Raw genomic sequence first — 18,219 nt, forward strand, 5'->3', positions numbered from 1 at the left:
AACTTCGATGTCAGAGAACACCGGGGCGGCGTTTGTCTCCATCGTTCTCCTCCTGTCGTCAAACGATCGTGTGACGACAGGCGGGCGACGCGTCCAATGAACCGTGCAATCCGGGGGTTCGCGGCGGCGCGACCAATCAGATCCGATGGTGATTGCTGACAGGGTTTGACGACACATAAGGTCCATTCCTCCCTGCGGAAGGGGCCCCGAGTGGCGAACCTGGTCTACAAGCGCGTCTCGACCGACCAGCAGTCCACCGCCCGGCAGAACCTCGTCCTGGACGAGGCCGGGATCGAGGACCCGGTCATCTTCGAGGAGGACCCGGGCACCTCCAGCCGCCTCCACCCGCTTCAGCGGCCGAAGTTCCGCGAGCTGCTGAACTACGGGCTACCGCCACAACGGTCCCTGCGCATACACGCCCTTGCGAGGGATGAGGCAATCACCATGTCCGCCCGTAAGAGTGGTATGACCTCGCCAATCCAAGGGAATGATCACCTTCCCTTCGGTGAGGAGCGACAGATGGCGACGTTCAGTGCAGGCCCCGAGGAAACCGAGGAAACCAGGAAGAAGATCAAGAATATGACCGTAGAGGTAGAGGGCTTTGGCATGCTCATCGACACTCTGGGGAGCGTAGTCGCCCGGCAGGAGGGCCAGGTCGTGGTCCAGGCGTATGACCTGGCCCATGCGCCCGCCATCGCAGACGCTCTACGAGGCGAGAAGTACGACGTCATCCTCGACAGCGGCACGATTTGTGTGAACCTGTGAGGTCGAGCACGCAGACCCGGGCGCGGCCCTCTCCGGGCGTGAGCAGTTGAGGGGCAGGCAATCCCGGCGAGATTGATCTTAGACGTCATCCGCTTTCCGAACGTGATCGTTTGGTTCGGCCTAGGTGGGAATGAGTGGTGCCTCGCGGCGGGAGAGATGGGTGTGTTCGTCCGCTCTTCTCGGTCGTGGAGGTGGCTGATGCCGTCGGTGATCGGTCTGTTGGAGGCTCGAGAGAAGGGGATCCGGGAGGAGGTGGCGCGGTTGCGCGCCGCGCTCGATGAGGCGGAACGTGCGCTTCAGCGTCTGGTGGATGCCCGGGTCACGGTGACGGAGGTGCTGACCGTGGCGCCGGCCCCGGCGCCGGGGTCTTCGCTGAAGGGGGCGGTTGCGGGATCGAGGGTGCCGCACCGGACCGAGGGCATGGCGGTATCCGTGCTGGCAGTGGATTACCAGCACATCGTGGAACTGCTGGGGTCGGACGTCGGGCGGGAGGGTATGCGCTGTCAGGAGCTGGCTGCGGCGCTGGGGCTCCAGGCGGTGCCGGCGAAGGTCGAGGGGGTGCGGTCGAAGGCGAAACGACTGGCGGAGCGGGGCTGGATCCGGCAGGTGCGGCCGGGAGTGTTCACCGCTTTGCCGCAGAGCGGCTGAACCCTGCCGAGTGCCGGCCGGCGAGGCGGCCGCTCATGAGCATCGTCATCGACCACAGCACCATGGCCTCGTGCATGACGGGCAGCGTCTCGTAGTCCCGGACGAGACGACGTGAACGCATGAGCCAGCTGAGCGTCCTTTCCACCACCCACCTGCGCGGCAGCACCACGAACCCACTCGTGTCGTCGGTGCGTCGGACGATCTCCAGGGTGAGATGGAGGTTCTCGGCCGCCCAGTCGACCAGCCGTCCCGCGTATCCGCCGTCCGCCCACACCAGGCGGATCGAGAAGTACTTCGTGCGCAGCCCATCGAGCAGTCCGACAGCGGCATCGCGGTCCTGGACACTCGCCGCGGTCGCCGTGACGGCCAGGACGAGGCCGAGGCAGTCGACCACCAGGTGCCGCTTGCGGCCGCCCACCTTCTTCCCGCCGTCCCAGCCGGACGTCGAGCGCGGGATGTTGGCAGCCGCCCGCACGGACTGCGAGTCCACGATCGCGGCCGTCGGGTCCACCGCGCGGCCTTCCTTCTCCCGTACCCGGTCGCGCAGCCGGTCGTGGAACTCGCCGAGCAGACCCGCCACCTGCCAGCGTCGGGCGAAAGCGTGCACCCGCCGGTACGGCGGGAAATCCGCCGGAAGACTGGCCCACTTGACGCCGTTGTCGACCACGTAGCGCACCGCGTCCAGCATCACGCGGTGACAATAGCTCTCCGGTCGGCCTCCCCGGCCCTGGAACCATGCCGGAATCGGCAGCAACGGCCGGACGGCCTGCCACTCCGCGTCCGTCAGATCCGAGCCGTAACACCGCACACGTTCCGGCCCGTCAGCCGCGTTGCCGAACCTGTGCGCGAGACAGTCACACGATGGAGACGGCGAGTTGGACTCCACGGACGCGACCACGAAAGACTGCAGCAACAGGGCCTCCCGGTGCTCGTTGGCTTCGACAACCCCGAGCTACCGCGAGGCCCTGCCTTCATGCACCGACCGCACCCCGATCACCCGAACAAGACCCCTGTTCGACCCCACAACCTGCTGATCGGTATGCGGATGACGTCTTACTGAGCATGGCCGACTTCACGGGGCGTCGAGCTGGGCTGGGATGCGGCTGGCCCGCAGCTCGCGCAGGTCCGGGATGTGGTTGTAGAGCGTTCCGGGGGAGACGCCGAGCATCTTGGCGATCGCGGTGATGGAGTGCTCGGGGTTGGGCAGCAGGTCCCGGGCCATGTTCAGGATTTTCTCGTCGACGACGGTGGGCCGGCCGCCGACCTTGCCGCGGGCGCGGGCGGCGGCCAGGCCCTCGCGGGTGCCGGAGACGATGAGTTCGCGGATGAACTCCGCCAGGGCGGCGAAGACGTGGAAGACGAGCCGGCCGCCGGGGGTGGTGGTGTCGAGGTTCTCGTGCAGCGAGGTGAAGCCGATCTCGCGGCGGCGGAGCTCGGCCACCATGTTGATCAGGTCCTGCAGGGACCGGCCGTAGCGGTCGAGGGCGGGGACGACCAGAGTGTCGCCGGCGTCGAGGAAGGCGTGGCATGCCTTGAGCTCGGGGCGGAGGTCGTTCTTGCCGGACTTCTTGTCCGCGAAGATCTTCCGGCACCCGGCTGCTTTGAGGGCGTCGATCTGCCGGTCGAGTTTCTGTCCGCCGGTGGACACCCGTGCGTATCCGATGCGGATCTCGGTGCGGACGGCGGGCTCGGCGGCCAGCAGTTCGAAACCGTCGGTCTCAAGGGGCGTGTTCACGGCGTCCCAGTAGCTCTCGCCGAAAAAACAACGCTAAGCGGCTGAGCCCCAGGTCAGACGCGGTGCTCAGAGCCCCAGGGCGTCGACGCGGTTCGCGTACTCGCGGCGGGCTTTGCGCTGTGCCGGGATGACCGGGAGGCCCTCGGCACCGTCGAGAGGCTGGCAGCGGGCGAGGAGCTGGCGGTGGATGGCGGGTGTGGTGGTGACGCGGAGGGTGTAGCCCTGGCCGCGTCGTACGGTCAGGCCCTGGTCGAGCGCGGCCCGCTCGGCGTCGTCCAGTTCGGTGGTGCGGAGGAAGTCGGCGACCTTGCCGGGCATGTCGAGGGTGACCGGCAGCTCCGGAACCGGGACATCCTCCTGTTCGATGACGGTGTGGTCGGGCATGAGGTCGGCGACGGCGGTGCGGATGGCGCCGCGGCTGACGCCGTGTTCGCGGGCGAGGGCGGCGATGGAGCGGCCCTCCAGGTAGTCGGTGCGGACGGTGTCCGTCTTCGCGGCCGGGATGGCCGGGCGTCGGCCGCCCTTGCTGCCCTTGGCTTCGGCGGCCCGTAGTCCGTCGTAGGTGAGCTCGCGCTGGAGGTCGCGTTGGAGTTCGCCGGCGGCGGCGAGGGTCTGCACCATGAACTTCACCGTGGATAGCAGTTCGCCGGTGCGGGGGTGGCGAGCGGTGAGGTCCATCGCGGAGAACGCGCCATCGTGGATGCGCAGGGCGAGGCGGTCGCGGTGGAGGACGTCGAGCACGTCGAGGATGTGGCCGGTGCCGCGGACGAGGCGGAACATCTCGGAGATGTGCACGGTGTCGCCGGGCCGCGCGTAGGTGAGCAGTTCGCGGAACTTCGGGCGCTGGAGGGGGTGGAGGCGGCTGGAGGTGCCCGGGTCTTCCTCGAAGACGACCGGGTCTTCGATCCCGGCCTCGTCGAGGACGAGGTTCTGCCGGGCGGTCGACTGCTGGTCGGTGGAGACCCGCTTGTAGACCAGGTTCCCCATCGAGGACCCTTCCGCGCGGAGGAATGGACCCTATCTGTCGTCAAACCCTGTCATCAACAGCCATCGGATCCGATTGGATCGGCGCCGCCCCGGTGCCTCGAAATGTCCGGGTTCATTGAACACATGCCGCGTCTGTCATCAAACGATGGTTTGCCGACACCGGTAGAGGTGGTGTTGCTCAGGTACCGGGCCTCAGCCCGCTACCGCGGAATGCCAACCGCGCTCGTGGAGCACGGCGTCCCGTTCGGCGACAGCTGTTGGTGCGGCCCTACCGCTCCGCTGACGAGTCGGAGTTGGGGGCGTCGGAGCTGTCGTCTGGGTGGTGCTGCGCTGACCAGTTGGCGCTGTCCTGGCTGTAGCGGATCAGGAACTGGGCAAACTGGCGCCGTTCGGCGGGGTCCCAGGCAGCGGTGATGTGCTCGAAGGTCTGGCGCTGTTCAGCGGCCAGCCGGCGGCGTTCGGTTTCTCCGGCCTCGGTGAGTTCAAGGACGGTGCGCCGGCCGTCGGCCTGGGAGGCGGCGCGGCGCAGCAGTCCGTCGGCGATGCATGCGGCGATGGTGCGGCTGGCGACCGGCTGGGTGACGCCCATCTCGGCAGCGATGCCGCCGACCGTCATTTCCCCCGGGGCTTCGGCGATCACGTTCAGCACGAGGTTGCGGGTCAGGTCCCTGCGTCCTGCGGAGGAGCGGCGGCGCATGCGCGACAGGGCGGGCCCGACCTGGTCGAAGAGGACCTCGTCGTCGGATCTGGGGGACGGCGGCACGTTCATGGCGGCCATCCTAGGCGATCCATACCTTCGCGGTTGCATATACCAGAAGGAATGTGCATAGCATTAGGTATGTAATTGCTCCGGGTGCGGTGCTGGCACACACCGACGCCCACGGCCCCGCTACCGGCAGCGTGCCCTGCGCGCACAGCCGGCGTTCTGGCCATAGGCAGGTGATCGAGTTGTCCGCTCGTCGGATCGATGTCCATGCGCATTACTTCGGGGGGAGTGTGGCCGCTCTGGCCCGGACCCACGGGCTGCCGCCGGCGATTGCTGCCAGGCCCTGGACTCCCGAAGATGCTCTGGCAGCCATGGACCGCCACGAGGTGGCCACGCAGGTGCTCTCGGTGCCGTTCACGGCGACCTCCGAGGGACAGCGGGCGGGCTTCGCGCGCACGCTGTGCCGCCGCATCAATGAGGAACTTGCCGGGCTGATCGACCAGTACCCCGGCCGGTTCCGTGCGTTCGCCTGCCTGCCCGGGGACGGTCCCGAGGCGATGCTGGATGAGCTCGCCTACGCGCTGGACGTCCTGCGCCTGGACGGGGTGTCGCTGACCTCCAACGTCGCCGGGCGCTACCTGGGCGCGCCGGTGCTCGACTCGGTGCTCGCCGAGCTCGACCGCCGCCGCGCGCCTGTCTACATCCACCCGGCCGCCTGCGCGCACGCCGCGGAACTCAGCCTGGGGCGCCACGCCTCGCTGCTGGAGTTTCCCTTCGACACCGCCCGGACCATCACCGACGCCCTGTACTGCGGGGTGTTCCTGCGCCACCGGGGCCTCAGGCTGATCCTGTCGCACCTGGGCGGGGCGCTGCCCGCGCTGGCCTGGCGTATCGCCGCGTGCACCACGGTCTCCGCCGGCCCCGGGGACGCGCTTGTCACGGCGGAGCACGTGGCCGAGGTGCTGCGCGGCCTGTACTACGACACCGCCATGGCGGGCAGCCCCCATTCGCTCCTGCCCGTCCTGCAGGTCACCGGGATCGACCACATCCTGTTCGGCACCGACGTAGGCGCCGCCCCCGAGCCGATCATCGCCGGCGCCATCGGCGAACTCACCTGCGCCCTGTCCGGCCCGGACCTGGAAGCCGTCGAGTGCAGCAACGCCGCCCGCCTGTTCCCGCGCCTGGCCTGACCTGCCGCAATCACTGCGCTGCCCGGCCCACGGGCAGGCACCACGCAAAAGGAATCCAGAGAATGATCATCAAGAATGTGACAGTTGTCGACGGCACCGGCGGCGCCCCGCTGACCGGGATGGACGTCGTCATCGCCGACGGGCGCTTCGCCGACATCCGCCCCACGGCCACAGGCCCCGCAGCCGCATCCGGCGGCCTCGGCGAGGAGGAGGTCCTCGACGGGCGCGGCGGCTACCTCGTGCCGGGGCTGTGGGAGAGCCACACCCACCTGACCGGACACGCCATGGCCCTGCCGGAGGAAGAGCGCGTCGCGCACCTGCGCACGCAGCTCGCCGACTACCTCAAGGCGGGCATCACCTCGGTGTGCGACCTCGGCGGCTCGATCGCCTACGGCCACGAGGTGCGCCAGGCGGCGCGGCCCGGCAGCGCGGCGACGCTGTTCTTCGCCGGTCCGGTCTTCACCGGCCCCGAAGGCTGGCCGCTGGCCGTGCACGGGGACCGGACCATGGCCCTGGAGACAGGCAGCGCGGATGCCGCGCACCGTAGCGTGCAGGACCTGCTCGGCCAGGTCGACTTCGTCAAGTGCATCTTCGACGGCAACGACGGCGAGCGGCTGCCGCTGGCCGCGCTGGAGGCGATCGTCAACGAGGCGCACCAAGCGGGCAAGAAGGTCCTGGCTCACGTCGCCACCGCCGGGGACGTGCGGGACGCGGTGCGGGCGGGCGTCGACGGCATCGAGCACTCCTTCGTACCCCAGGACCCGGCCGACCTCGGCGAGGCGGAAGAGATCGCCGCCCTGCTGGCCGAGGCCGGCACCCTGTACTGCCCGACGATCGTCACCTGGGAGCAGCTTGGCCACAACGGAGACCACACCCACCTCGACCGACTCGTCGCGGACGGCGCCATCACCGCCGAGGAGGCCGCCGAGATCACGGCACGCCCCGCCTGGGGCCAGCCCTTCCCGCACCACCCGGCCGACGAGTCCAAGATCCGCTTCGACTACGCGATGCGCACGCTGCCCCTCTTCCACGACGCCGGCGTCAAGCTCGTCGCGGGAAGCGACATCGCCCTGACCATGCCCACCCCGACCAGCGCCCTCCTGCGTGAGCTGCAGCTGTTCGCCCAGGCCGGCCTGCCCTGCTCGGAGATCATCGCCGCCGCCACCAGCCGTGCGGCGGAAAAGATCGGCAAGCACGGCACCGTGGGAACCGTGACCGCCGGCGCCGCCGCCGACGCCCTCCTGCTCGAGGCCGACCCGCTCTCCGACATCTCCCACCTCACCGACACGCGGCACCACCGCGCCGTCATCCACGCCGGCCGCCTCGCCCACCGCTGACAGCCCGGCACCCCCAGGTGCCGCCGGTGCGGGCACGGCCTCGCCCGCACCCTCCCGACCGCAGGACTGTCCGAACTTGTTCGCAACGAACGTGTTCGCTACGGTGGAGAAGGGCTTGGTGCGGCTGATTTCCGACCTCTCCGGCTGGCCGCATCCCCGCCCAGGACGGGCCTGGCAGCGTCGGCAGGCGCCCATCTTCCCGGCTTACAGACGCCGTTTAGGCATTCCCCTACTTCCTTTGGAGGCTCCCATGAGCACCCATCACTTCCCCATCGCGATCATCGGCGGAGGGCTGGGCGGTCTGACCGCCGCCCGCGTGCTGCACGTCAACGGCATCGAGTCTGCGATCTTCGAACTGGAGGCGTCGGCGGCTGCCCGTACGCAGGGCGGGATGCTCGACATCCACGAGAACAACGGGCAGAAGGCCCTGCACGCTGCCGGTCTGTACGACGACTTCCTCAAGATCGTCCACGAGGGTGGCCAGGCCATGCGCCTGCTCGGCCGCGACGGGACGGTGTACGTGTCCGAGGAGGACGACGGTTCCCGCGGCCGGCCGGAGGTGGACCGCGGCGACCTGCGTGAGTTGCTGCTGAACTCCCTGCCCGAGGGCACGATCCACTGGGGCCGGAAGGTCACCGGAGCCCGGGCGCTGGGCGACGGGCGCCACGAGGTGACCTTCGCCGACGGTGCGACCATCACCACCGATCTCCTGATCGGTGCCGATGGCGCCTGGTCGCGGATCCGGCCTCTGGTCTCGGACGCCTGGCCCTCCTACACCGGCATCTCCTTCGTGGAGAGCGACCTGCTGGACGCCGATGCCCGCCACCCGCGCAGCGCCGCCGTCATCGGCGGCGGGTTCTTCATCTGCCTCGGTGACCAGCGCGGCTTCCTCGCTCACCGGGAGACCGACGGCAGCCTCCACGTCTACACCGCGCTCAAGGCCGAGGAGGGCTGGCTGGACACCATCGACTTCCGCGACACGGCGGCCGCCAAGGCGGCGGTCCTCGCGCACTTCGAGGGCTGGGACGAGGGCCTGCGCGGCCTGGTCGCCGATGCCGACGGCACGCTCACTCCCCGCCGCATCCACGCCCTGCCCGTCGGGCACCGCTGGGAGCGGACCGCGGGGGTGACGCTGCTGGGCGACGCAGCCCACCTGATGTCCCCGTTCGCCGGCGAGGGCGCCAACCTGGCCATGCTCGATGGTGCGGAACTCGGCCAGGCCATCGCCGCCCACCCCGGTGACATCGAGGCCGCCCTGACCGCCTATGAGGAGGCGCTCTTCCCGCGCAGCGAGGAGGCCGCCGCCGAGTCCGCCGCGAACCTGGAGACGCTGTTCAGCGAGCGGGGCCTGGAGCAGATGGTCGAGTTCTTCACCTCCGGCCCGGCGGCCCAGTGACGCAGGCCCCCACGGCCGACAAATCCCCCAGCATCAAACCCCTTCGCCTACAGGAGGATCCTCCATGACAGTGCCTCTTCGGCGCACCCTTCAGGTACGGCCCGGTCTCGCCCTGGACCTGCGCGAGGCCGGCCAGGGCAGGCCGGTCCTCGTCCTGCACGGCGGCCCCGGCCCTGACAGCATCACGCCCCTGGTCGACCACCTCGCGACGGATCACCGGGTCGTGGCGCCCACGCACCCTGGCTGGGACGGCACCGTACGGCCCGACGACCTGGACTCGGTGCCGGAGCTCGCCGCCGTCTACCTGGATCTGCTCTCCCACCTCCAACTGAACGACGTGACGGTGGTCGGCACGTCCTTCGGCGGATGGGTCGCCACCCAGAGCGTCCTGGACGACCGCGAGCACCGGATCTCCAAGCTGGTCCTCATCGACGCCGTCGGCCCGGTGGTGCCCGGCCAGCAGATCACCCCTCCCGCCGGACCCCCGGGATCGGCGCCGCGGGGCGGACCGTCCGCGCAGTCGATGGCCGCCCTGCGCGCGTATGCAGGGCCGGACATGGCGGATGCGGGCATGATGCCCCGCCTCTCGACCGTCACCTGCCCGGTGCTGGTGCTCTGGGGCGCCAACGACACAGTCGTCACGCCCGACTTCGGCCGCACCTACGCGGCTGCGTTCCCGCACGCACGGTTCGAACTCATCCCCGGTGCAGGGCACCTGCCCATCCGCGAGGAACCCGAGGCCGTCTTCACCCTCCTCGACTCCTTCCTCACCCAGGGCCCGGCCGCAGGCCACTGAACCCAGCCACCCGGCGCCCATCCCCATACAGCATGCGGGATTCCGGGCCGTCCCTGCCCATGGCCGGCACCACCACCGCCCTGTTCACCTACCGGAGGCACGATGACCAAGATCGCCATCATTGTCGGCAGCACCCGCCCCGGACGGGCCGGCGACCGCGTCGCGCAGTGGGTCCTGGAACAGGCCCGCGCCCGCGGCGACGCCGACTACGAACTGATCGACCTCGCCGAGGTCGACCTGCCGCAGATCGACGAACCGTTCCCGCCGGCCATGGGCCGCTACACCCATACCCACACCCAGGAGTGGGCGCAGACCGTCGCCGCCTACGACGGCTACGTGATCGTGACCCCCGAGTACAACCACTCCTTCCCCGGGGTGTTGAAGAACGCCCTCGACCGCGTCTACGCCGAGTGGAACAACAAGGCCGTCGGCCTCGTCTCCTACGGCGTCGACGGAGGGGTGCGCGCTGTGGAGGCCCTGCGCCCGGTCCTGGCCGCCCTGCAGATCGCCGACGTCTCCGCGACCGTCACCTTGAACCTGCGCACCGACTTCGCCGACTTCGGCGCCACCTTCACCCCCGGCGAGCACCAGGGCCCCGCCCTGGCGGCGATGCTCGACCAGCTCCTGTCCTGGACAGGCGCCCTCGCCCAGGCCCGCGCCAGCGCAGCCCCGGCCGTTTCCTGAAGCACCCGGGTGCCCGGCCTGCGGAGGGCCGCGTTCTTCAACGGCGGGCCGGCACCAGGTATCCGCTCAGCACTTACTGCCCGCCCAACGGGGGCGGCAGTCCACGACGCCGCGATGCTCGCACGCCCCGTTCCCGGTGAGCCGCGGCACGGATGAAAGGGCCGACCATGACCGGCTACCGGATGGACCAGACACTCGCCCTCGGACCCGTCGAGCTGACGGTGGCCGACCTGGACCGCAGCGTGGCCTACTACACGCAGGTCGCAGGCTTCCGCCTCCTCGACCGCCAACCACAGTGTGCAGAACTGGGCGTGCAGACACGGGTACTGGTCCGCCTGCAAGAGGTCCCCGGGGCTGTTGCGCCGCCGCCGTCGAGCCCGGGGCTCAGCCACTTCGCCCCGCTGGTGCCCACCAGGGCGGACGTAGGCCGTTTCGCCCAGCGCCACCTGGACGCAGGACTGCCCATCGATCCGCGCGACCACATCATGTCCAAGTCGTGCTACGTGACCGATCCCGACGGTCACGAGATTGAGGCGACGTGGCTCTGCCCGCAGGAGGAATGGCAGTGGACCGACGAGCACCTGCCCGTCGCCGTCCGCGAGCCGATCGCCGTGCAGGACCTTCTCGATGAGCCCGGGGCGAGCGTGCCCGCACCTTTGCCGGACGGGACGGAGATGGGACACGTCCAGCTCAAGGTGACCGACGTCTCCCTCACGCACACCAAGCGGTTCTACTGCGACCTGCTGGGCCTCGACATCTTCATCCGCCTGGGGGACGGCTTCGCCGGGGTCGGCGTGAGCGACTACCGCAGTCTCCTCGTCCTCACCAACCGCTTCAGTCCGGACGGAGGCGCGCCCGCGGGCCCGGACACCGCCCGGCTCACCTGCGTCAACCTGACGCTCGGCACCCCGGAGGCGATCGGGGCGCTGGCCGAACGCCTTGCCGCCGCCGGCCACCCGCATCAGCGCGAAGGGCACAGCCTGACCACCCACGACCCCTCCGGGAACACGCTGCGCTTCTCCGTGCCAAGTACCGCCAAGCCGGCTCCAGGAGCGGAGTCGTAGCCCAGCATCCCCCCACGCTGCGGTGGCCTGCACGGCACGCGTGCAGGCCACCGTGGCGCTACCGCGCCGTGAGGCACCGCACTCCCGCGCAGAACGCGCACCTCACGCACCAGGCCATGCCGCGATCCACAGAAAAGGGGTGAACTGTCCATGACGGCCCTTCCCGCACCGACCGGCGCCGGTGACAGCATCACCGTCCCCAAAAACATCCGCTGGGTCCTGCTCGGCGTCATGCTCGCCCTCCTGCTGTCCATGCTCGACGGCCTCATCGTCGGCACCGCGATGCCCACGGTCGTCGCCGACCTTGGCGGCTTGGACCACATGTCCTGGGTGGTGACCGGCTACACCCTGGCCACGGCCTGCTCGACCCCCGTCTGGGGCAAGCTCGGCGACCTGTTCAACCGCAAGATCACCTTCCTCGCCTCGATCGCGCTCTTCATCGCGGCCTCCGTGCTGTGCGGCATGGCCGGCTCAATGACCGCGCTGATCGTCTTCCGGATCGTCCAGGGCCTGGGCGCCGGCGGCATGGGCGCCGGGGCCTTCTCCCTGATCGGCGCGCTGCTGCCGCCGCGCGAGCGGGGCAAGTACCAGGGCATGACGGCCGGCGTGATGGCCGTCGGACAGCTCGGCGGCCCCCTGATAGGCGGGTTCGTCACCGGACACCTCAGCTGGCACTGGGCGTTCTACATCAACGTGCCGCTCGGCGTCGTCTGCATCCTGTGGTGCTGGCTGCTGCTCCACCTCCCGCCCGCCCAGCGCCGGGGCAAGGCCGCCATCGACTGGCTGGGCATCACCTTCCTCACCGGCGCGATCTCCTCCTTCGTCCTCGCCGCCACCTGGGCGGGCAGCACGTACGCCTGGACCTCGTGGCAGATCACCGGCCTGGCCGTGCTCACCCTTGCCCTGCTCACTGCCTTCATCGTCACCGAGCGGCGGGTCACCGAGCCCCTGATGCCGCTGCGCATCTACAGCGGGCACCGCAACTTCCCCATCGCCGCGGTCCTGCTGACCGTCACCGGCATCTCCATGTTCGGCGCGACTCTCTACCTGCCGCTGTACCAGCAGGTGGTCCAAAAAGCCTCGGCCACCAACTCGGGTCTGCTGCTCATGCCCATGATGATCGCCACACTGATCACCTCCAGCATCGCCGGCAAGGTCATGACCGCGACCGGCCGCTACAAGATCTTCCCCGTCCTCGGAGCCGCCTGCATGGTCGCGGGCATGGGCCTGCTGTCCACCATGAACACCGACACCCCCCGCACCCTGACGTCCCTCTACATGGCGATCCTCGGAGCAGGCACCGGCCTGTGCATGCAGATGTCTAGCACCATCGCCCAGAACGCCGTCCAGCTACGGGACATCGGCTCCGCCTCCGCCGCCACCAACCTCTTCCGCAGCCTCGGCGGCTCCATCGGTATCGCCGTCTTCGCCTCACTGTTCACCGGCACCATCACAGGCGCCTCCACACAGACAGCCGGCTCACGCGGCGCCACCGCACAACCCACCCGCGCGTCGGGCTACGCCTATGTCCACGACGTCGCCCACGCCACCCACCTCATCTTCCTCACCGGCGCCTGCATCGCCATCGCCGCACTGATCGTCTCCGTACTGATCGAGGAAATACCCCTGCGCGGCAAGCCCCAGGCCACCACTACAGCCCAGGCGGAGCGCGCCTCAACGTAACCTGGAGATACCGTTGCCAGGAGGCGCCGCCCCGCGCCGCGGAGCGGCGGCCACATGATTCGGCACGAGCAGACGCGGCACCGCCGGGCGCCCGGGCCAAGACCCTCAAGTCGCCGTGCCGGGGACGGGTGTCTGCGTGATGCCGTTGACGAGAACGTCGAAGCCCCAGCGCATACGGTCTTCGACCGAGCCGCCGAGCAGAGCAGGCATGTGCGCCCTGATCGCCGGATGGGTGGCCTCGTCCACGGCGTTCAGGGCCACGGTGAGGGCATTCCAGTCAGCCTCGGCCGCGGGATCGTGCTTCTGTGTCGAGTGCTCGGCGGCGCTGGCCGTGGCGTCCTGGAGCAGCTTGTCGACACCCCAGGCGACCTGCTCACGGGAGGCTCCGCTGCGGGAGAGCAGATCCAGGACGCGCTCCAGCAGACGCAGGTAGTTCTCACCGCTGGGACGTGCCACGAGAGCCGACCGGGCGAGCTGCGGATGCTCGAACAGCACACGCATGTAGGACGTCAGCACGGCCAGGAGCTGCTCACGCCAGCCCTCCCCGGCGCCCGCGCCTCCCAGATCGACATCCCCCAGCAGGGCGTCCAGCACGGCCGCGTGCAACTCGGCGGTGTTGGCCACGTAGACGTACAGCGAAGCCGGCCCGGTGTCGAGCTCCTGCGCCAGGCGGCGCATGGTCACCTTCTCCAGCCCCTCCGCCCGCATGATCCGCACGGCGGTGTCCACGATCCACCGCCGGGAAAGGGCAGGCTTGGCCGGACGCTCCCGGCGGCTGATCGGCTCTCTTCTCCCAGTCATAATCCGATCGTAACGAACGTGTTCGCCGGCTCCATCCGTCGCCAGGCGGGGGCAGCCTGTCCGCAGCGGCCAGAGCTGTCCCCGTGGACGTCAGGCCGCAGATCTGTCAGCTACAGCCCGGCTGCGGGGTCGTCCACGGCCACGGTCCGCAGCGGGCGGCGGCCCTTGTCATCGAGCTGGGCGAGTTCGGCTTCGTAGTCGACGGTGATCGAGCCGTAGTAGTTCACCGCCGAGCTGCGGGCCGGGGAGATGTGGGAGAGCACCTCGGCGTCCACCTCCCGGCCGGCGCCGCGCAGTTTGTCCACGGCCAGGCCCATGTACTCGGTGTGCCAGCAGACCACGGCGTTCGTCACCACCGTCAGGCACCATGCCTGCTCGTTCTGCTGCTCGGGCTGGCGGCGGGTGACCTTGCCCTCGCGGGCGTAGTGGAGCTGGCGGCGCAGGGAGTGCAGCGACTCGCCCTTGTTGAGCTGACGGGCGATCTTGCGGCGGTAGGCCGGATCGGACAAGTACTTCGCCGCGTAGATCGTCCTGCGGATGGCCCCGTACTCCTTCAGCGCGGCGGCGAGCGCGTTCTGCCGGGAGGACGCCGAGAGCTTGCCCACGATCAGCGAGGCGGTGGCGTGCCCGTACTTCAGCGACCCCGCCAGCCGCAGCAGGTCGTCCCAGTGGGCGGCGACCAGGTCGAGGTTGGCCTTCTTCGTCAGCAGCGGCCCGGCCTTGGGGAAGCGTTCCTCGTAGTCGGCCTTCGCGCCCATCCGGTACAGGGTGATCTTGCCCAGGTCGCGGATGCGCGGCGAGAGCTGCTTGCCCACGAGGTCGAACAGGCCGAAGTTGACCAGGGTGACGCCGTGCGTGTCGGTGGTGTGCTCGGTGATCGGCAGGTCGGTCGCGTTGCCGAGGATCTCGTCCAGCACGTAGTGGGCCTCGCGGTGGGTGGCGACGATGACCTTCGTGCCGAAGGTGGAGTGCTGGTCGCTCACGTGGGTGTAGGTGGAGATGCCCTCGGTGACGAAGTACTTGTTCAGGTGCCGGGCGGTGATCGACTTGCCCCGGGTGGGGAACCGCTGCCCGTCCGAGGACGACAGCGTGCCCGAGCCGAACATCGCGGTCATCGGTAGCTTGTGGTGGTAGTTGACCAGGCAGATGTTCGCCTCACGCAGGGTGTCCTCGCGGATGTACCACTCCGCGGTCCACGCCAGCACGTCGTACGGGATGCCGCACGAGGCGGCCATCCCGTGGAGTCCGAGGTTCGTGGAGAGCCCGATCAGGCAGGCGATGAGGTTCCTTTTGAGCTGCGGGGAGCGGGTCTGCTTGCCGCCGGCGTGGGTGAAGCAGTCCAGGAAGCCGGTGTGCCGGTCCATCTCCACCAGTAGCGAGGCGATGGGCACGTTCGGCAGCATCCGCTCCAGCTCGCCGTGAAGTTCCTCGGCCTCGGAGGGGATGTCCTCCGCGGTCAGCGGGGAGATGACCAGTTCGCCCGCCTCGTTCAGGCGGACCGGTCCATCGCCCTTCTTCAGCGTGCTCTCCAGGTCGCCCAGGGCCTCGTCCAGCTCGTCCATCACCAGCGGCAGCGCCTCGGAGGCGTCGGGGCTCTTGCCGACCAGGCGGCAGAACTCCGCCCGGTGATCGGCCCACTTGGCGGGGGTGAACAGGTAGGCGGCCGGGTTGTCATAGCGGCGTGAGCCGGGCACGAACACGTCCCCCGAGCGCAGGCCGTCACGCAGGGCGAGCAGTGTGCACAGCTCCCAGTAGTGCCGGTAGGCGGTCGCGTCGCCCTTGGCCGCGGCCTCGTCAAGGTAGCCCTGCCAGCGGGTCGGCACGAACGCGGTCGGGGCGCCCTCGGGCACGTTCCGGGCGCCGGTGGCGTTCAGCTCCCGCAGGACGCCCAGGGCCTCGATCAGCGGCCCGGCCTCGGTGCCGCCCTTGAACCGCACCGTCTCCAAGACCTTCGGCGCGAACTGGCGGATGTAGGTGTAGGAGCCCTCCAGCAGCCGCAAATGCCCGTGATCGCGCGGGAGGCGCACCGTGGCCCCGGCGTGAGCGGCCCGCAGCCGCGACATGCCGATCTTGCCGCGCAGCAGCGTGCCGACCGCCTCGTCGGGGATCCCCGCGTCCGCGAGCACAGGCAGGATCTCGTCCAGAAGCGCGAGGCGTTCCTCCGACAGCTTGGCCCGCTCGGCGAGCACGTCACGCAGCTTGATCTTCGCCCGCGACTCCGAGCCGGACAGCGTCTGGTCGAACAGCTGCACCACCGAGTCCAGGACGTCGACCGCGGACTGCGCCAGCAGCGTCAGCAGGATCGGGTGGCGCCGGTTCGGTTCCCGCCGTACCAGGGCCTGCGCGGTCAGCCGGCGGCCGATCTGGGCCAGGTAGCGGCGGCGTTCGGCGGGCAGCGCGGACAGATCCAGGGCGTCGGCACCCAGGCCTCGCAGGAACAGCAGCTTGTCGACCTCGTCCTTCACGCTGTTCGGCGACGCCTGCACCGGCCCGGTCACCATCCAGTGCAGCCGTGTCGAGCGCAGCTTCGGCTCGACCACCAGCAGCCCGTCCAGCCCCCGGCACGTCTGCCCGGTCAGCAGGTGGGCCACCCGCGCGTGCGTCTCGTCCTCGGCCGCCTGCCGGGCAGCGGCGACCTTCTCCAGCAGCGTGACCACACCCGGCCGGATCACCTTCGCCGACCGCAGGTACTCACACCCCAGCCGGAACAGCAGGGACGGGGAGTCGTGCTCCATCGCCCGCGCCAGCAGGAACTCCGCCAGCTCCTTGTACTCCAACGTCTTCGCCAGCCCCCACCCCAGGTAGCCGGCGATCTCCCTCAGGTGGTCGGTGCGGGTCTGCTCACGCTCGCCGTAGCCCGCCAGATCGGTCACGGCGAGCCCGAGCTGGCGGGCGAGCCGGCCGACCGCCGCCGGCGGGGCCGAGGGCACATCGTCGGGGACGAACCCCAGCCAGGGCAGGGTGGACAGCTGCACCGCGGCGCCGAGCACGTTCTGCGGGCGGCGGAACTTCGCCAGGAACGCGCGGTCGGCCGGGGTGAGGGTGAAGTAGCGGATCAGCTCGTCCCGGCCGACCGCCGGGAAGGACCGTAAGCCCTCCAGCTCCTCATCCGAGAACACCCGCGTGGCCATCGGCCCCTCCCGCCCCATTCGATCAACACCGTCGGGCACCACCGGTAGTCGGCCGAGCAGTGCGGGCAGACGAGAACCCCCGAACCAGCCTTGCCAGGACGGGGATTGCTTTATGCTCCGGCGCCTGCGGTGCGGGCCGACCGCTGATCGCGGAGATTCGCCATGGTCGGGTCGGCTTTGATCGTCTTTGAGGTGCGCACCGCGCCGAGCACCGCGGCCGGAAACTCCTCCGGCCACTTCTCGGGCTCGACCATCGTCTGCCAACCGACCGTGAGCACGGATAGCAGCAGCCCCTTGGCCACCTGCTGCTGAAGCGCCTCGCGCATCCCGGCCTCGCGCGGGGAGATGCCCGCGGCCTCCCTCACCGCCCGCTCGCAGTCCCGGGCCAGATACGGGTACGCCGGAGCAGACAGCGCCATCCGGCCACCGCGCCGTTTCGCCGAGATCAGCCCAGATCAGGGGCTGCCGCACGGCTTAGCGTTGTTTTTTCGGCGAGAACTACCAGGACCCCTGCTGGGCCCGGCCGACGGCGAGCAGGCGGTGGCCTCGTGAGTGGGCATCGGGTGGTCCACGATCCCGACGGCGTCCTGGACGACGTGCCCCTGGACCGGGAACGGCACCAGCTCCTCGTGCGGGCCGTGCTCGCGGTGACCGACCCGGCCGGGCTCGCGCCGGCGGACTGCGAGCAGATCGCGCTGCAGCTGACCGGGCACGCCCGGGTCGTCGCGCGCGACGTCGAGCAGCTGGCCGGACAGTTCCCGGAGCGCGACGGGCGGCGGGTGTTCTCGGAGGACGTCCTGGAGCGGGCGCGGGAGCTGCTGGCCCTGCCGTTGGAGCCGACCCTGCGGTGCGCCCAGGGCCGGGCCCGCATCGTGCGCGACCTGTACGCCCGGCTCGACCGGTTGAGCACGCCTCGGCCCGTCCCCGGCTGAGCCGGTCCACGGTCCCGGCCCGTCGCTTCCCCCCGTGAGCGCGGGCCTTCCCCAGGGCCCCGGTGGTGCAGAAGAGCTAGGGCGGCTCTGCACCACCGGGGCCCCTCTCGTACGCACGCGCGCCCGCGCGTGGACCTGCGCAAGTAGCGCAACAACCAGGCGATATGCCCGGTTCGACCCTGCGTCCTGTGTCTCGGCGGCGGCATCGGCACGCACGAGATCGCTCCTGCACGCGCGCGTAGGACGGTTTCATAGGTTCCACGGGCGTACCTCGTCGCAGGTCAGCGCCATGCCCTGCGGGCCTCGCGGTCGACTCCTCCGGGCCCGTGGACCCTGCCGCTGCGCCCCTGCACCTACACCTCGC

17 protein-coding genes are annotated in these 18,219 nt (G+C 69.9%); 10 read left to right on the forward strand and 7 right to left on the reverse strand.

The features are described from left to right. Positions 1–210: 210 nt before the first annotated feature. Entirely contained in the window at positions 211–765 is a 555-nt protein-coding gene (locus ACE4Q9_RS35085) for a hypothetical protein (RefSeq protein WP_397988795.1), read from the forward strand. A gap of 198 nt (positions 766–963) precedes the next feature. Further along, a complete protein-coding gene (locus ACE4Q9_RS35090; protein ID WP_397988794.1) occupies positions 964–1,413 on the forward strand; it encodes a hypothetical protein in 450 nt (149 codons plus the stop codon). On the opposite strand, the gene ACE4Q9_RS35095 is transcribed toward ACE4Q9_RS35090, so the two are convergent. The 4 genes from ACE4Q9_RS35095 to ACE4Q9_RS35110 all read right to left on the reverse strand — a co-directional run bounded on the left by ACE4Q9_RS35095 (position 1,388) and on the right by ACE4Q9_RS35110 (position 4,913). Next, positions 1,388–2,311, reverse strand: coding sequence for an IS5 family transposase (locus ACE4Q9_RS35095; protein ID WP_397988887.1), 924 nt, complete (start codon positions 2,309–2,311; stop codon positions 1,388–1,390). The two genes, ACE4Q9_RS35090 and ACE4Q9_RS35095, sit on opposite strands and share 26 nt — an antisense overlap. 174 nt (positions 2,312–2,485) lie before the next feature. After that, the gene (locus tag ACE4Q9_RS35100) at positions 2,486–3,082 is read right to left on the reverse strand and encodes a recombinase family protein (protein ID WP_397988888.1); all 597 of its coding nucleotides are present in this window, start codon (positions 3,080–3,082) and stop codon (positions 2,486–2,488) included. Positions 3,083–3,214: 132 nt separating this feature from the next. After that, entirely contained in the window at positions 3,215–4,135 is a 921-nt protein-coding gene (locus tag ACE4Q9_RS35105; protein ID WP_397988797.1) for a recombinase family protein, read from the reverse strand. Positions 4,136–4,403: 268 nt separating this feature from the next. Continuing rightward, a complete protein-coding gene (locus tag ACE4Q9_RS35110; RefSeq protein ID WP_397988799.1) occupies positions 4,404–4,913 on the reverse strand; it encodes a MarR family winged helix-turn-helix transcriptional regulator in 510 nt (169 codons plus the stop codon). Between the two features lie 161 nt (positions 4,914–5,074). Here ACE4Q9_RS35110 and ACE4Q9_RS35115 point away from each other — a divergent pair, with 161 nt between their 5' ends. From ACE4Q9_RS35115 to ACE4Q9_RS35145, 7 genes are all read left to right on the forward strand, one after another. Beyond that, positions 5,075–6,031 (forward strand): amidohydrolase family protein, encoded by a 957-nt coding sequence (locus tag ACE4Q9_RS35115; protein WP_397988801.1) that lies wholly within the window; start codon positions 5,075–5,077, stop codon positions 6,029–6,031. A 62-nt stretch (positions 6,032–6,093) separates the two neighbouring features. Further along, positions 6,094–7,368 (forward strand): amidohydrolase family protein, encoded by a 1,275-nt coding sequence (locus ACE4Q9_RS35120; protein WP_397988802.1) that lies wholly within the window; start codon positions 6,094–6,096, stop codon positions 7,366–7,368. A gap of 250 nt (positions 7,369–7,618) precedes the next feature. Further along, complete coding sequence (locus ACE4Q9_RS35125; RefSeq protein ID WP_397988803.1) at positions 7,619–8,764, forward strand: FAD-dependent oxidoreductase; 1,146 nt, start codon at positions 7,619–7,621, stop codon at positions 8,762–8,764. Between the two features lie 64 nt (positions 8,765–8,828). After that, positions 8,829–9,560: an alpha/beta fold hydrolase gene (locus ACE4Q9_RS35130; RefSeq protein WP_397988804.1), complete on the forward strand. Its 732-nt coding sequence runs from the start codon at positions 8,829–8,831 to the stop codon at positions 9,558–9,560. A 102-nt stretch (positions 9,561–9,662) separates the two neighbouring features. Further along, entirely contained in the window at positions 9,663–10,244 is a 582-nt protein-coding gene (locus ACE4Q9_RS35135) for an NADPH-dependent FMN reductase (RefSeq protein ID WP_397988805.1), read from the forward strand. 167 nt (positions 10,245–10,411) lie between these two features. Continuing rightward, complete coding sequence (locus ACE4Q9_RS35140) at positions 10,412–11,308, forward strand: VOC family protein (RefSeq protein ID WP_397988806.1); 897 nt, start codon at positions 10,412–10,414, stop codon at positions 11,306–11,308. Between the two features lie 150 nt (positions 11,309–11,458). Continuing rightward, entirely contained in the window at positions 11,459–12,991 is a 1,533-nt protein-coding gene (locus ACE4Q9_RS35145; protein ID WP_397988807.1) for an MDR family MFS transporter, read from the forward strand. Positions 12,992–13,096: 105 nt separating this feature from the next. Here the strand turns inward: ACE4Q9_RS35145 and ACE4Q9_RS35150 are convergent, their stop codons facing one another. The 3 genes from ACE4Q9_RS35150 to ACE4Q9_RS35160 all read right to left on the reverse strand — a co-directional run bounded on the left by ACE4Q9_RS35150 (position 13,097) and on the right by ACE4Q9_RS35160 (position 17,342). Continuing rightward, entirely contained in the window at positions 13,097–13,792 is a 696-nt protein-coding gene (locus ACE4Q9_RS35150) for a TetR/AcrR family transcriptional regulator (RefSeq protein WP_397988808.1), read from the reverse strand. A gap of 110 nt (positions 13,793–13,902) precedes the next feature. Further along, a complete protein-coding gene (locus tag ACE4Q9_RS35155; protein WP_397988809.1) occupies positions 13,903–16,923 on the reverse strand; it encodes a Tn3 family transposase in 3,021 nt (1,006 codons plus the stop codon). Between the two features lie 110 nt (positions 16,924–17,033). Continuing rightward, positions 17,034–17,342 (reverse strand): hypothetical protein, encoded by a 309-nt coding sequence (locus ACE4Q9_RS35160; protein WP_397988810.1) that lies wholly within the window; start codon positions 17,340–17,342, stop codon positions 17,034–17,036. Positions 17,343–17,471: 129 nt separating this feature from the next. On the opposite strand from ACE4Q9_RS35160, the gene ACE4Q9_RS35165 reads away from it, so the two are divergent. Then, on the forward strand, positions 17,472–17,855 hold the full coding sequence (locus ACE4Q9_RS35165; protein WP_397988811.1) for a DUF6415 family natural product biosynthesis protein: 384 nt from the start codon (positions 17,472–17,474) through the stop codon (positions 17,853–17,855). Positions 17,856–18,219 lie beyond the last annotated feature (364 nt).

Origin of the sequence: Streptomyces sp. AM6-12 (assembly GCF_044327085.1) — a bacterium.
Classification (GTDB): Bacteria; Actinomycetota; Actinomycetes; order Streptomycetales; family Streptomycetaceae; genus Streptomyces.